12 protein-coding genes and 1 pseudogene are annotated in these 14,523 nt (G+C 51.8%); 4 read left to right on the forward strand and 9 right to left on the reverse strand.

Annotated features, from left to right (window positions below; translation table 11 throughout):
* Both cydB and ACFVQB_RS08875 read right to left on the reverse strand, forming a co-directional pair.
* The gene (cydB, locus tag ACFVQB_RS08870) at positions 1–1,017 is read right to left on the reverse strand and encodes a cytochrome d ubiquinol oxidase subunit II (RefSeq protein WP_379438092.1); all 1,017 of its coding nucleotides are present in this window, start codon (positions 1,015–1,017) and stop codon (positions 1–3) included.
* Positions 1,001–2,416, reverse strand: a complete 1,416-nt coding sequence (locus ACFVQB_RS08875; RefSeq protein ID WP_379437161.1) for a cytochrome ubiquinol oxidase subunit I — start codon at positions 2,414–2,416, stop codon at positions 1,001–1,003. Before ACFVQB_RS08875 ends, cydB begins: the two co-directional genes overlap by 17 nt.
* Before the next feature lie 428 nt (positions 2,417–2,844).
* On the opposite strand from ACFVQB_RS08875, the gene ACFVQB_RS08880 reads away from it, so the two are divergent.
* Genes ACFVQB_RS08880 through ACFVQB_RS08895 form a run of 4 tightly spaced genes read left to right on the forward strand, consistent with a single transcriptional unit; the run spans position 2,845 to position 7,154 of the window.
* Complete coding sequence (locus ACFVQB_RS08880; protein WP_379437164.1) at positions 2,845–4,143, forward strand: tetratricopeptide repeat protein; 1,299 nt, start codon at positions 2,845–2,847, stop codon at positions 4,141–4,143.
* Complete coding sequence (locus ACFVQB_RS08885; protein WP_379437167.1) at positions 4,140–5,051, forward strand: glycosyltransferase; 912 nt, start codon at positions 4,140–4,142, stop codon at positions 5,049–5,051. The genes ACFVQB_RS08880 and ACFVQB_RS08885 overlap by 4 nt, the downstream gene beginning before the upstream one ends.
* A 1-nt stretch (position 5,052) precedes the next feature.
* Positions 5,053–6,486 carry a glycosyltransferase family 4 protein gene (locus ACFVQB_RS08890; RefSeq protein ID WP_379437170.1) on the forward strand — a complete coding sequence of 478 codons (1,434 nt, stop codon included), beginning with the start codon at positions 5,053–5,055 and terminating at the stop codon, positions 6,484–6,486.
* A complete protein-coding gene (locus tag ACFVQB_RS08895) occupies positions 6,483–7,154 on the forward strand; it encodes a class I SAM-dependent methyltransferase (RefSeq protein WP_379437173.1) in 672 nt (223 codons plus the stop codon). Before ACFVQB_RS08890 ends, ACFVQB_RS08895 begins: the two co-directional genes overlap by 4 nt.
* A gap of 62 nt (positions 7,155–7,216) precedes the next feature.
* On the opposite strand, the gene ACFVQB_RS08900 is transcribed toward ACFVQB_RS08895, so the two are convergent.
* From ACFVQB_RS08900 to ACFVQB_RS08930, 7 genes and pseudogenes are all read right to left on the reverse strand, one after another.
* The gene (locus ACFVQB_RS08900) at positions 7,217–7,606 is read right to left on the reverse strand and encodes a hypothetical protein (protein ID WP_379437176.1); all 390 of its coding nucleotides are present in this window, start codon (positions 7,604–7,606) and stop codon (positions 7,217–7,219) included.
* 347 nt (positions 7,607–7,953) lie between these two features.
* Positions 7,954–8,358, reverse strand: coding sequence for a hypothetical protein (locus ACFVQB_RS08905; RefSeq protein WP_379437178.1), 405 nt, complete (start codon positions 8,356–8,358; stop codon positions 7,954–7,956).
* Positions 8,359–8,622: 264 nt separating this feature from the next.
* Complete coding sequence (locus ACFVQB_RS08910; RefSeq protein ID WP_379437181.1) at positions 8,623–9,963, reverse strand: MFS transporter; 1,341 nt, start codon at positions 9,961–9,963, stop codon at positions 8,623–8,625.
* Between the two features lie 72 nt (positions 9,964–10,035).
* Positions 10,036–11,214 carry a winged helix-turn-helix domain-containing protein gene (locus tag ACFVQB_RS08915; protein ID WP_379437184.1) on the reverse strand — a complete coding sequence of 393 codons (1,179 nt, stop codon included), beginning with the start codon at positions 11,212–11,214 and terminating at the stop codon, positions 10,036–10,038.
* A gap of 140 nt (positions 11,215–11,354) precedes the next feature.
* Positions 11,355–12,149, reverse strand: coding sequence for an ABC transporter ATP-binding protein (locus ACFVQB_RS08920; RefSeq protein ID WP_379437187.1), 795 nt, complete (start codon positions 12,147–12,149; stop codon positions 11,355–11,357).
* A gap of 2 nt (positions 12,150–12,151) precedes the next feature.
* Positions 12,152–13,011, reverse strand: a pseudogene (locus ACFVQB_RS08925) (ABC transporter permease).
* 151 nt (positions 13,012–13,162) lie between these two features.
* Positions 13,163–14,212 carry an ABC transporter substrate-binding protein gene (locus ACFVQB_RS08930; RefSeq protein WP_379437190.1) on the reverse strand — a complete coding sequence of 350 codons (1,050 nt, stop codon included), beginning with the start codon at positions 14,210–14,212 and terminating at the stop codon, positions 13,163–13,165.
* Positions 14,213–14,523 lie beyond the last annotated feature (311 nt).

The raw sequence follows: 14,523 nt of genomic DNA on the forward strand, positions 1-14,523 counted from the left end.
TCAGTACTCCAGGTGATGCTGATCGTTCAGACGTTTGCGGAAAATGTAATAACTCCAGATCTGATAGCCGAGTACAAACGGAAGCAGCGTACAAGCCACAATCGTCATCACTTTCAGCGAATATGCACCGGATGCCGCATTGTAGACCGTCAGGTCAAACGCCGAACCCATAGAACTTACCATGACCCTTGGAAACAGACCGATAAACACGGAGGCAAACGCAATGGCAATTACGGCTCCCGTCATGCCGAAGGCCCAGGCTTCACGTTTCTGACGTACGAAGTAAGCCGCCAAACCCAATGAAGCAGCGCCCAGGACAACCATAATCCAGAGTGCCCAGCCACGTACGGCAAATACATCGGTCATGAAGTATGTCATCACGGCGTAGACCGCGAGAATTGCGGCCAGCGGAAGCATCAGTTTTTTGGCCGTATTCAGGGCACGCTCCCTGAGGTCACCGACAGTCCGCAATGAAGCAAACAGCAAACCATGCACCAGACACAACAATGTCACGCTCAACCCGCCTACCACCGTATACGGATTAACGATGTCCAGGAAGCCTGGACGAAGCTGCATCTGCCCATCAATAGGCAGGCCTTTCATTAAGGTAGCGAAAACAACCCCGAACAGGAATGGCAGTAACGCACTGGAGACTACGATGATGATGTCCCATGTTTTGCGCCAGCGTTCATGTCTCATCTTGCTGCGGAATTCAAAGGCAACGCCGCGGCCGATCAAGGCCAGCAGCACCACGACCAGCGGCAGATAAAAACCGCTAAACAGCGTGGCATACCAGTGCGGAAAGGCTGCAAACATGGCACCCCCCGCCGTAATCAGCCAGACCTCATTGCCATCCCAGAACGGACCAATCGAGTTGATCAGGGTACGACGTTCACGATCCGTTTTACCGATAATTGCAGTGGACATGCCCACACCAAAATCAAAACCTTCCAGAAAGAAAAAACCAACAAACAGGACGGCAATCAGCAAAAACCACAACTCACTTAGTGACAACAGAATAACCCCCATCCACGCCGAACGGATCGGCCGATTCATCATGCTCCTCCGGCTTCTCGACTGCATATGGCCCTGCCTTGATTTCACGAACGAACAGATAAACCATCACAATTCCGAGAACCGTATAAGCTGCTGTAAAAGTAATGGTGGAGAACAAAATCTGGCCTGCGCTTACGTTCGGGGATACCCCTGCTGAAGTTGTCATATAACCAAATACCGTCCACGGCTGCCTTCCCACCTCAGTCATAATCCAGCCCGACGTATTGGCGATAAACGGCAGGGAAATGGCAAACACCATCAGACGCATAAACCACTTGCCTGCTCCCTCCAACTTCCGGCGCATCGCCAGGAATGTACCGTATAGAGCTAGCAAAATCATCAATCCGCCCGCAGCAATCATGATGCGGAAGCTCCAGAACGTCGTCCGTACCGGTGGAATATAGTCCCCTGGTCCATACGTTTGCTCATACTCTGCTTGAAGTTCCTTCATGCCTTTGACACTGCCAGAGAACTTGCTATAGGACAGATAACTGAGCAATCCAGGGATTTTGATCTCGCCGGAATTCTCCTGTTTGTCCGGGTCGATAAAGGCTACCACCGTCCATGGTGCAGGGTCTTCCGTCGTCGTCCATGTTCCTTCACTGGCCGCCATTTTCATCGGCTGCGTCTCCACCAGATATTGCGCCTGGAAGTGACCCGAGAAGGCAACCCCCAGCGAGGAAACCAAGCCAATAATGATGGCAATGTTGAACGATTTGCGGAAAATCTCCACATCCTGCTTCTTCATCAACTTGTAGGCACTAATCCCGGTTACCACAAATGCGCCTGTCATCAGGGCACCAAAGATCGTATGCGGGAACTCTACCAGCAGTTGACCATTCGTAATCAGTGCAAAGAAGTCATTCATCTCGGCTCGGCCATTATTAATCTCGAAGCCAACCGGATGCTGCATGAATGAATTGGCTGCCAGAATCCAGAGCGCGGACAGGAATGTACCGACAAATACCAGCCAGATACAAGCCAAATGCACTTTTTTGGACAAACGATCCCATCCAAAAATCCAGAGTCCAATAAAGGTAGACTCCATAAAAAACGCCAGCAAGGCTTCAATCGCCAGTGGCGCACCGAACACATCCCCGACAAACCGGGAATACTCGGACCAGTTCATGCCGAACTGGAATTCCTGAAAGATACCTGTCACCACACCGACGGCAAAGTTAATCAGGAACAGCTTGCCCCAGAATTTGGCCATCGTTTTGTAAACTTCCTTACCCTTCACTACGTACAACGTCTCCATAATGGCTATCAGCAGCACAAGACCGATGGACAGCGGCACAAAAAAGAAATGGAAAATCGTTGTGAGCGCATATTGGATACGCGATAACATGATCGGATCCATACCGTTACCCCTTCTTTCTGTTCACATCACAGTTTTCGTATTTGGCATTGAAGCCCCTTCTTCAGTTTCTGTCAGCCAAACACGTATTGATGAACGTATTGTGCCAGATAGACTATTTTATACATGTGACAATTATCACAAACCCTGCCATGACAGCAAAAAAAAGTGACGATGGTCACACAATAGAAAAAAACAAACCTAATCTTAGGGCTTGCCAGCTTCGTCTATTCACGGAAGATGCTCATGTTTGGGACGGAACGCCCATATGTTAGTGTCAGGCATAAAATACGCTGGGTAACAAAGGCATTACATATTGAATTATTGGCTTCATTGATATCATTCAAAGCGCGCCAATCCGATATTCATCAGATGGTGCTGCTTCAATCCATGAACGGACAAAAATGTAAATCAAGTGAGGTGATTCATCGATGGAAGAGCTGTCTCCAATCCCGGACCCGGAGCCTCATCAAGGGGTAGATGCAGAACAGTCAAGTACGGCCCTGCCTGCCTTTCGTTATGTTCTTTTCCCCCGGAAGGGAGGATGGTCTGCTTTTCCCTATTCAGACATCGCTGCTCTAATGGTAGCGGAAGGGCCTGTCTATTATGTCAGCAGTCTGGAACGCTCCGAGGAAATGCCTGCGAATATCACCGTCATCACCCTTTCCGAAGCTGAACAACTGTTACAGGAGCCCCGTACGGTTGCAGTGGTTGCTCATCCCTACTGGCTGACTGCCACAGCCTCGCTCCATCCGGAGCTCTGTATTGTACTTCTCCCCGAGCCGGTTGGTGAAGAAGCAGAATCCCCCTTATGGGAGAGCTGCATTTCAAGACTGGTCGGAATCGCCGATCTTGTGGGCACCACTTCAGAAACACGCTATATGAAGCTGGTATTCCAGGGCGTATGCGCCATCTGGCTGAATGGAGAGGATACCTCTCCTGCTGGTGTCATGCAAAAGAATGACCTCGAAGTCCCCCTCCGGGACTATGAACTGCTATTCCTGCATGCGCTGCGACAAACACTCTCGGGTGTTCAGAATACGGTCACCCAGCTGCAATGCAGTGTGCGTGCCGACTTCTATCGTCAGCTTCGATCCAAAGCAGGAGCGCATGAGACGATTTCCTTTTTGCTGGCAGCCTATGAATATGTGCTTGAAGATTCCAGAGCGGCCGCTTCACTTAAGGAAGCCTTCTCTCACGCAGTATTAAACGGGCGCAATGATTGTGTAAGCTCCCACTATCGATTCCTCTCTGCGATTCATGCGAGGACCGGAGAAATCGAGAACGCGTTGCAAGTTTATGGAATCAGCGCAGGCAACGAGCAGGAACGGTACCATTATGAACAACTCTGCCGCTGGCTGGAGGCCGGGGAGGAGCAGCTCGTCCGGGCAGAACTGCTACGTCTCAATGATGATTATGGAAACGCATTGCATATTTTGGATGAACTCGGAGGCGAAACGGCACGGCATTGGAAATTTCGTATCTATCGGGAGACTGGACGTGTTGAAGATGCATTAGATTTGGTGCACGCAGTAGATATTCAGGATAACCCCAGCCGACAGGATTATCGGCAGCTGTCGGGTCTAGCCCTGGCTCTGCGCGGAGAACGTCACGGGGCTGTGAGACAATTTTTGGAGACGGCACTGGAGGATGAAGATGCTCTTGCACGAATCGTCGAGATGGAACTGTTGGATCAAGCCGTCCAGCAATTGCTGGGGGAGGTGCCATGATGCTGGACCCGAAGAAGCGCAGACAACATGTGAATGGACCGATAGTGCATAGGGATATCCGATCCGAAACAACACATACTCCAACTGAAACGCTGGAATCGCTGCACGCTGACCCAAAGGGCCAAGGAGATCAGGATGCTGTAAAACACCAGGAAACAGACCTATTTAGAGAGCCGTTTTCCGTTCGTCGGGTTCGTAAAAGTCAGGGCAACAAACTGACCGCCATGCTTCAGGTACGTAACGAGCGTGGGCGATATCTGGAGGAAGTGCTGGACGATCTCAGTGAATTCGTGGATGAGATCGTCATTGTGGACGATGCCAGCACAGATGGAACACCCGATATATGCAGAGCCTATCCAAAGGTCGTTCGTCTGGAAGTGCTGGAGAAGCCTTTATTTGCGGAGGAATGGCGATTACGGAATGCTTTATGGCAGGCAGCGGCAGGTACCTCGCCGGATTGGCTGCTCTCGGTTGATGCCGATGAGCTATACAGCACGGAAGCGAAGAAAGCGATACGCGCTCTGATTAACCAGGAGCATGCGGATTGGATCGCTTTCCGTTTCTACGATATGTGGGGCGGACGAACTCACTACCGGGAAGATGACCTTTGGGGGCTTCACCGACGTCATACCGCTTCCCTGGTCCGCTATATGCCGGGTTATCCCTACTTTTATCCGCAGCAAAATCATCATGTTCCCCGCCTTCCCTTGCCCTGCACCGTATTGCCCGGAATCAGCACGGAATTGAAGGTGCAGCATCTTGGCTGGGCAGGAAGTCTGGAGGATCGGGTTCGGAAATATTTGCGTTATAAACGAATTGATCCACATGGCGAGTGGGGAAGCCTGGAACATTATGAATCGATTCTTGATCCGGAGCCCCGACTGATTCCGTGGAAGGAGGAGCAGTGAGATGGGCGTGGTCAGCATATTGACACACAGCTTTACCGATGGCTATAACCGGGAGTTCAGCCGGGTGTTCGGGGGCGGTCTGGAGCGTTACGTCCTTGATTTGTGCAGCGTCATCCGCGGATTGGGACATATCCCCGAGGTTCATCAGTTGTCCTATTTTGAAGCTTTTCAGACCCGCACGGAACAGATCGATGTATACGGGTATGCCTACGATATGAATGATGTGCCCGAAGCTTTTACCCGAATGGCCGCCGCCGCACGAGGGCCTGTGATCTATGCAAGCTGCCTATGGCAGCCCATTGCCTACAAGCCCGGCAGTCTTGGCATCTGCCATGGAATTAACTGGGATCGTCCCGCGCTGCCGCTCGAAACCAAGCAGCAAGTCGCTGAGCATATTCAGCTGGCACTGGATGGACTTGTACGCATCGTGTCAGTCGATTCGCATTTTCAGACCTTTTGCCGTGCTGCTTGTACGTTTGCCGATCCCGGTCAGGTTGTGCTCATTCCCAATGCAGTGGATACCTCCTATTTCACACCTGCTCCGCCAAGGCGTACGTTAGAGCTTGAACAGGAAGAAGAATGGCTGGCAGCATGGAAGAAAGATCTTGCAAGCCATGAAGATCATGCTGGAGTTGTCATTTCGGGGTTAAATGCTACGTCATTCGTTAGGGAAAGAAACGATGGAGACGGCGTGGTGCGGGCGGACAGATCCGAGGTGACAGTAATTGCTGAAGAACTGGACTCGGCAAATATCAGACAGGGTCCAGCTGGTCTGCAGCCAAGTGAGCTGATAGGTGTTCATTTGAAGGAACAGGGCGATGACACAACGGCTGCGACTTATGTGAACCCTTCGCGCCCACTGCGCATTCTATATCCTCGCCGCATCAGCATGGAGCGGGGCATTATTCCGATGATGCTGGCAGCTGACCGACTGCTCGGGGCCTTTCCCGATCTGGAGGTCGAATTTGCCGGCGAGCTGGTCGAAGGCAGTACGGTGGGCCGATCCTTCCGTTATTGGCATCGCACGCACCCCCATGCTGATCGAATCAAACATCGCACGTATGATTTTCGGGATATCCGCGAGGCCTACCATCAGGCAGATATCGCCGTGATCCCAACTGTCTTCTCGGAAGGAACGTCCTACGCTTGTCTGGAGGCGATGAGCTGTGGGCTTCCGGTTGTTGCTTCCAATGTTGGCGGACTGAATGATCTGATTCAGGATGGCTTCAACGGGCTGCTGGTACCTCCAGATGAAGAAGCGCTGACCGCTGCACTGGTGCGTCTCGTTCAGGACAGGGCCGAGCGGGAGCGGCTGGGTATCTATGCCCGCGAGACGGCGCTGTCCTACGATATATCCCAGTGGCGGCGCAGGTGGAGTACGGTATTGGAATCTTTTCTGTCAGAAGCAGGATTAAAGGAGGGAATTCGGGGATGATGGATACGCCAAATGCAACGGATTTCATGGAATCAAGATACATTCGGGAGGGTGACCCCAAAACGGATACATTGGTTTTTCCACTGCATCCTGCGTGGTGGAGCCGTCCGTACGAGTACGAATGGGCACGCCAGTTTGCACGTCAGGAAGATGTCGTACTCGACGCTGCCTGTGGTATATCCCATCCATTCAAATTCTGGCTGGCAGAGTACTGCCGGGAAGTCCATGCCTGTGATTGGGATGAGCGCATTTTGTCCAGAGAAGCGATCCGGCTGGATATCGCTTCTGATTTTGGTGAGCAGGCCGCACGTGATCTGCCAGAATCAAGCCTGGACCGACTGCATCTTGCGCAGGCCAATCTGGCTCAGCTTCCGTATGCATCCGAGATGTTTGACAGCGTATTCTGCATCTCTGTGTTGGAGCATCTGGATACAGGAACGATGCTGCGGGCCTTTCGCGAATTCGCCAGGGTGCTAAAGCCGGACGGACGGTTGATTGCCACGTTTGATGTGCCCGAGATGCGCCCTGATCTGCTGGAGACCATTATGGCTGTCACTGGACTGACGATCGAGGGCAAGCTAAGCGTGAAAGAACCAGAGGATGCCATCTGGTCTGACATGTATGGCCCGGCAATCCGTTGTTTTCGTGCTGTTATTCGTAAAGAGTAATTGGGATGGATAAACGGATCATAGAACAAGATCAACTCTAAATTCTTTGATTACCAAAGTCGTTAGAGATGAACCAGCAGCATTCTGCACTGGTTGGCGTATGCTTCGGTGAACGCTGCGCCGGGTGATGTCAGGCGCAGCAGGGTGTGCAGGCCCGGCGGGATTGCCGCCGCCGGGCTGCCGGAGGCGGCAGGGTGCCGTGCAGTGACTTGGGCCCATTCGGCCCAATCACGCGCAATGCGCTGCCGCCCGGCGAGCAAAGCGAGCGTGCCCGCCAGTACCATGGCGGGCACTTCGTGCGTGAAGGGCTGCTGCGCGCCATGCGGCGTGCCGAACAGCGCAAGCAGCCCTTCACGCACGCTCGCGGGCGCGCGCAGCGGGCCGCAGGCGGAAGCGCCGCGAGCAGCGCCGGCGCCTGGCCGGGCGGCAGGGCCTGCAGCAGGCGCAGCCATGCGGCCCAGGCGCCTACGCGCGCGAGCGCCAGCGCCGCGGCGTGCACGGCCTGCGGCGCTGGCGTGGCGCAGCTGGCCGGGGCACCGCGCAGCAGCGCTTCGGCTGCGCGGGCTGCGTCGGGCGTGGCCGCCTGCTGCAGCCCAGCCGTTCATGGGCCATGCCTTCCAGAGTCAGGCTGCGATACGTTCCGGCACCGGAAACGGACGTATATCGACTGGCTGTGGAAGCTGCCGCTTTGGCCTGCTTGAGCAAGTCGAGCGCCGCAGTATCCCGTCCCTGATCGAGGGCCAACACAGCACCAAGCTCTAGCAGATCGGGGAAGTCAGCATACATCGGCCTTCATTCCTCAACGATAGCGAGTGCTCTCTCTGGGCGGCGACGTTCCCGCCAGGCATAGGCCGTTTTTTACCTCCCCCGGCATTGTGGCTCCACCTGAGAATAATGCAGGTAGTACCGGCAATCTGTACAACGCAGGTTCAACCAACTCTACAACACTAGGATTGCTGGGTGGCAGTGTTATTGCTACTGTACAACTGACCAACCCCGCCGGGAGCGGTAAAACTGTATATATCTCACGGCTCTCCGGTGGAATCACGGTCGCGCTTAACTTGCTTTCTACCTTCACCGGTTCCATGAATCTGTCTGCAAATGGAACACTGACATCACCGAGTGCACTCACACCAGTAAACAACAATTTATCAAGCAGTAACACCAGTATTGCAACAGTACGATTCTCTTCGGCTGCTCCCACAGGTGTTACAACCTTATTGGCTTTGCCCTAGCAGGTAGGTCCTTTTCTATCCGATGAACTAGGACGCTACGTGGTTCCTCCCGGTCAGTCCATTAACCTGACCGGGAGCGGTTCACTCACTGTTGGGGGGCTAATGGCCTCCACGTCCTATTTCTCTTGGTGGGAAGCATGATGTACTGCTCTAATACATGGAAATAGCCGCTTAGGATAAGTAACCGTAGCGGCTGTTCATGGTTCATCTGCATTTTATCGTAACGATGGTATTCATGGTTGTCTGACCGACTTCTGTCCAACTTCTCCTGTCGACTCTGCCGGATATGGTTGTTTCCCCTCCCATAAGATCCGTTGCAGCAGCATGCCTGCCAAGCCAATGGCCAGTGTCGCCATCCCGATATATTGAAATGTGGGACTAGGCCCCACGCTCCGAATCAACGCACCGCCAGCAAGTGGAGCAACGACCAGCACGACACTGGAAAGCGAGTTTTGAATACCGAATACACGGCCTACATAGGCAGGAGGGGTTTCTTTTTGCAGCAGGTAATTCAACGTCACCATAAACAGGCCATTGCCCAGTCCGATGCATAACCCCCAGATGATGATCCAGAGCTCGGACGTTTGGGAACTGACCCAACCAAGCGCAGCAATTCCGGCACCAATCAGCACATATCCTCCACCCAGCCCCCAGCCATATCCGATTCGGGGAAGCCGATTCAACAACAGAATAATTACAACTGCACCTGCCCCAGCAGATGATCCCAGCCAGCCGATCAGGGCTTCGTTACCCGGCTTGATCTCCCGAAACAGCGTCGTAAACTGGTAATCGATCATGAGGATCGCCATTAATCCAAAGCAACCAAACAGAATCGTACTCAGAAGGGTGCGGCTGCTCTGAATAAAACGCCAGCCCTTCTGCCATTGGCTGAATAAGGACTCCGTGGTCTCCCCCGTTTCCAAAGGACTGCCGTCCGATGCAGACGGTTCCGATTCCTCGGTTAGACGCCGTAAAGGCCATAATACGGCTCCGGACAACAAACGTGTACAAGCATTGATTAAAATACAGACTTGCGGTGAAAATACGGCCACAATGACTGCACCCAGCAGTGGTCCGGCAACTTTGGAGCATTGGTTCACAAAACCGTTCAGCGACGATGCCTGAAACAGATGCTCCTCTGCTACCACTTGGCGTGTGAGCGCCTGCTGCGCAGGAACATGGAATACCCCCATCATCGCTCGCAAAGCAAGAAGCGGCAACAGCCATGCCGCACTTGGCGCAAACAGAATTCCAATCGTTAGCAAAACGGTGATCACATCACATATCATCATGATTTTCACCTTATGCAAACGATCAGCCAGTGCACCTGCCACCGATCCAAGTACGATACCCGGAACAGCCATACATACCGGAATAAGGGCAATGATCAGTGGATCAGCACCCCAACGATAAGCGACCATGACCTGGATGGCGAGCGCGTCAAACCAATCTCCAAAGGTCGCGAGCGAATACGCAATAAACATCCGCATGAAGCGGAAGTTGGTCCATAGGCTTTTGGATGAGCCATTGGACGAAATGGATGATGGATTGGGTTCATTTGAAATGACGGTCATACGTTATACTTCCTCCCCTGATTACAGCCTTGTTGCTGACTTGTATGTTCCTTGGCTGTAATCATAAGGGTGTTATATCAGAGGAAGATCAGAGGATGGGGAAAACGGGGATAAAAATGTGCCGATTTCTTCCACAATTTGCTGTCCATAAACAGGCACGCCGTAACTTTTGGAGATATCTGCATGAACTTGACGGTATTTAGTGCAAAGACGCCCCTCTATCCGGTGGTGTGCCATGAACAACAATATCTGGTAGGCCGAATTGAGATATAACGGAGCGTTCAGTGTCATTTTCAATACGTCCAGACCATCGTCCATTCTCGGCTCTGCCTCTCGGATTCGCCCCTGTCTGAGCAGCCATAGACCTTCCATAATTTGAAAGCGTCCGATTTCCCGCAAGTATGGCGCATCTTTCAACCCGGAACGCAGAGCAGCCATCTGATTCTCTACCGCTTCGCCGCTGCCCCCCCACAGCTCCACATACAACTCTGAGAGCTTTACCGGAAGTCTGAAATGGACTAGTTTATCTTTCTCCATCACATGATACGTTTCAATGAGTCGAGCTTTGGCTCGTTCATACTGGCCCACTTCTGCGTAGACTTCAACAATGTTCAGAATACGAAGTTCACGAAGCTGATCTGCAGACAATGCGGATGAATTCAGAGCCTTTTCATACAATGGCAAACTCTCCGACGGTTCAATCAGGGTATGTGTAAAAATCAGTAACCAATATAATCGTTCCTCGAAGGGAATTTCCGTCGTTGTAATCAACCATTCCAGATCTCCCTGAATAAAGTGGATATACAACTGATAAAATGGATCAATCTCAATGCCCAGCGCTTCTTGCTGATCCAGCAGCGTGAGCATCGATTTGCCCTGCCCATACAGATGATATTTGCGGAACAATCCATGAATCGCTTCTCGCATCTCCTGATCTTGAGCAGAAGGATTGGAGGGCAGTATCGCCATATTCGATCGAATGGTAAGCCGGTAACCATAACCACGCACGGTCTCCAGTGCAATTTCTTCCCAACGTTTCAGTTTCTTGCGCAGACGGTATACATGGTCGTCCACGGTGCGTTCAACCGGATATTCCAGGGGCCATACCCGGTCCAGCAGTTGGCTGCGAGTAAAGGCTTTTTCCTTGTTCTCATACAGAAAATGCAGCAGTGCAAATTCCTTCGCGAGCAGGCGAATGGAATCGGTACGCCGGGTTACGGTGTATGTTCCTTCATCGAATTGTAACGACATGCTTGGCCCTCCTATGTATGCTTACTAATTGTGGTCCTTATTCTGTTTCAACATACCACAAAAACCCTTTGCGAGAACGCAAAAGGTTATGTAATGAGATGTACTGGCTCTCTTCGGTGATCGCAAGGTGCTTCCTGGATTTAACCCAGCACCACGCGATCATCGGCCATTTTTTTGCCGCTGATACGTTCAAATTCACCCAATAGCTCAGGTACAGTCAGCGTTCGCTTGCGCTCTTCACTAACGTCCAGAATAATCCGGCCTTTGTCCATCATAATTAGACGATTGCCCAGACGTATGGCCTGCTCCATATTGTGTGTGACCATTAGGGTTGTAAGTCTCATCTCTCGTACAAGCGTCTCAGTCAGCTTCGTGATCAGCTCCGCACGAGAAGGATCAAGCGCAGCCGTATGCTCGTCCAGCAGCAAAATTTGCGGCTGGGTGAATGTTGCCATCAGCAGGCTGAGCGCCTGGCGTTCACCGCCGGACAGAAGGCCCACTTTGGCATTGGGGCGTTTGTCGAGCCCAATACCGAGCTTCTCCAACTGGGCGTTGAAAATCTCCCGTCTTGCACGGGTAACTCCAAAGCCCAGTCCACGGCCCTTGCCGCGTTTGTACGCCATCGCCATGTTCTCCTCAATGGACATATGCGGTGCCGTACCCGCCATCGGGTCCTGAAACACACGGCCAATCCAGCTGCTGCGCTTATGCTCAGGCAGGCTTTTGATGGAACGGTCATTAATCAGCACATCGCCCATGTCGGGCTTCATGACACCTGAGATAATGTTCATCAACGTTGATTTCCCCGCTCCGTTACTGCCAATTACCGTCACAAAGTCTCCCGGATTCATCGTCAGGTTTACGCCAACCAGCGCAGTCTTCTCATCGGTCGTTCCCGGATTAAACAGTTTGGTCACTTGTGTAATCTCAAGCATGATCACATGCCTCCCTTCGCCTGTTGGCTCGACGACCCCATAAGCTCTTCGGTTCGTTTGCGAGCCAGGCTTTTCTGCTTCATGGAGCGCTGCATCGTCGGGAAAACAAGTGCAATAATAACGATCACCGCGGTGATCAGCTTCAGATCGGATGTGTCAAACCATTCGACCTGGAGTGCGATCGCAACCACAATCCGGTAAATAATTGAACCGACGACAGCCGCAAGCGTGGCCCAGAATACGGTTCTTGCACCCAGAATGGCTTCACCGATAATAACGGAGGCCAGTCCGATAACGATCATCCCAATTCCCATCGTAATGTCTGCAAAACCGGATTGCTGCGCAATAAAGGCTCCAGACAGCGCAACGAGTCCGTTGGACAGACTAACACCAACAATGGTGGTCACATCCGTATTCGCGCCGAAACTGCGAATCATACGTTTGTTGTCACCAGTTGCACGTAGTGCCAGTCCGATATCTGTTTTCATGAACAGATCCAGCATAATTTTGAATACCAGCACAACCACGATAATGATGATCATGACATGCTCCCCGAGAAGGGATTGTCCATGCCCATAATGGATTTGTTCGGTGCACCCAGAATACGCATATTAATTGAATACAGAGCAATCATCATCAGGATACCGGATAACAGCCCGTTAATTTTGCCTTTGGTGTGCAGCAGACCTGTACAGGCGCCAGCCACCATTCCTCCAGCCATTGCTGCCAAGCAAGCGAGCCAAGGAGAGAAGTCGTTGGATATCATGACCGCCGCGATTGCGCCTCCAGTTGTAAAACTTCCGTCTACGGTGAGATCGGGGAAGTCCAGTATGCGGAATGTAATATATACACCCAGTGCCATCAGTGCATACAACAACCCAAGCTCGATTGCCCCTTCAATTGAACCCCAAGTCAAATTCACATTGCTTCCTCCCTGTCTATCGAAAAGAATGAGGCGAACCCGCCTGCACGTCCGCCTCGCATCCGTACTGCCGGAGGATCTTCCGGTCAGATTATTGAATAATGTTGTTATCCTGGTCCTTCACTTCTGCCTTCATCTCATCGGTAACGGTGATGCCTTGAGCCTCAGCAGCTTTCAGGTTCAGAATCAGATCCAGCTTGTCCGGCACGGTGACTTTCATGTCACCCGGTTTCGTACCATTCTTCAAAATGTCCGCAGCCATTTCACCAACTTGGTATCCGTGATCGTAGTATTTGAAACCTACAGTTGCGAAAGCCCCTTTTTCCACGGTATCCCGGTCACTGGAGAAGAACGGAATTTTATTTTTGTTCGCTGTCTGGATGATTGTATCCACTGCGCTAACTACCGAGTTATCCAGCGTGATATAGAAGGCATCCACTTTGCCAACCAGAGAATCGGTTGCCTGTTTTACTTCGGACGTGTTCGTAACTGGTGCTTTGACCAGCTTGATATTATGTGTTGCCAGCGCTTTTTCGGCATTGTTCGCCATTACAACCGCATTCGGTTCGCCCTCGTTAATAACCAGACCTACCGTCTTCACATCCGGCAAATATTTGGCGATAAAATCAGCCAATTGCACGATCGCTTCCGGATTCGTATCCGATGCACCTGTTACGTTACCGCCTGGCTTGTCCATGTCACTCACCAGCTTAGCACCCAGCGGGTCCGTTACCGCTGCGAACAGCAATGGCTTGTCCTTTACTTGTTGAGCCAGAGCCAGTGCGGATGGTGTTGCAATCCCAAGGACCAGATCATTCTTGGAATCCCCGGCAATCTTCTGGGCAATGGACAGGTTGTTCGTTGAATCCCCTTGTGCGTTATTGTAATCAATCGTCAAGTTCTTGTTCTCTTCAAGGCCCGCATCCTTCAGCGCTGCAATAAATCCTTCACGTGTGGCATCCAGCGATGGATGCTCGACAATCTGCGAGATCGCGATGCGATACGATTTTTCTGCTGTACCTTCACCTGTTGTGCTGCCTGACCCCTCGGTCGTTGTGCTACCGCCGGTGTTATTTCCGCAACCAGCCGCTACGATCATGGATGCAACCATCATCAGAGACATTAACAACTTCTTTTTCATGTGTGAGAACCCCTCTCCATCTTCTAAAATATTGATACCCTCATCGTTATCCAAGTGACACGATAGGGCGGGATAAAACGAACGCTTCAACGCATTGTTGCTTTGACCGACAAAAGCAGACAAATATAGACTTTTCTCATGCGACTGAGGTCCATGACTCGTGTTGATATTTCATTGTTTCCCTAATATTAAAGTGCGACCTGTTTTCCGTCAATGGTTGAACCGCTTCCAATTTGGTTCCATTGCAGATACGTGAGAGAAAACTTTACATAAAACAAAAAAAGCCATCCACAACATTGTGCAGATGACGC

Source organism: Paenibacillus sp. NPDC057886 (genome assembly GCF_042796655.1).
GTDB lineage: Bacteria > Bacillota > Bacilli > Paenibacillales > Paenibacillaceae > Paenibacillus.

Excerpts from the sequence above, each read along its gene's own strand:
- ACFVQB_RS08915 (WP_379437184.1), bottom strand. The coding sequence starts at position 11,214 with ATGTCGTTACAATTCGATGAAGGAACATACACCGTAACCCGGCGTACC.
- ACFVQB_RS08920 (WP_379437187.1), bottom strand. The coding sequence starts at position 12,149 with ATGCTTGAGATTACACAAGTGACCAAACTGTTTAATCCGGGAACGACC.
- ACFVQB_RS08910 (WP_379437181.1), bottom strand. The coding sequence starts at position 9,963 with ATGACCGTCATTTCAAATGAACCCAATCCATCATCCATTTCGTCCAAT.
- ACFVQB_RS08885 (WP_379437167.1), top strand. The coding sequence starts at position 4,140 with ATGATGCTGGACCCGAAGAAGCGCAGACAACATGTGAATGGACCGATA.
- ACFVQB_RS08880 (WP_379437164.1), top strand. The coding sequence starts at position 2,845 with ATGGAAGAGCTGTCTCCAATCCCGGACCCGGAGCCTCATCAAGGGGTA.
- ACFVQB_RS08875 (WP_379437161.1), bottom strand. The coding sequence starts at position 2,416 with ATGGATCCGATCATGTTATCGCGTATCCAATATGCGCTCACAACGATT.
- ACFVQB_RS08900 (WP_379437176.1), bottom strand. The coding sequence starts at position 7,606 with ATGGCTGCGCCTGCTGCAGGCCCTGCCGCCCGGCCAGGCGCCGGCGCT.
- ACFVQB_RS08930 (WP_379437190.1), bottom strand. The coding sequence starts at position 14,212 with ATGAAAAAGAAGTTGTTAATGTCTCTGATGATGGTTGCATCCATGATC.
- ACFVQB_RS08890 (WP_379437170.1), top strand. The coding sequence starts at position 5,053 with ATGGGCGTGGTCAGCATATTGACACACAGCTTTACCGATGGCTATAAC.
- ACFVQB_RS08895 (WP_379437173.1), top strand. The coding sequence starts at position 6,483 with ATGATGGATACGCCAAATGCAACGGATTTCATGGAATCAAGATACATT.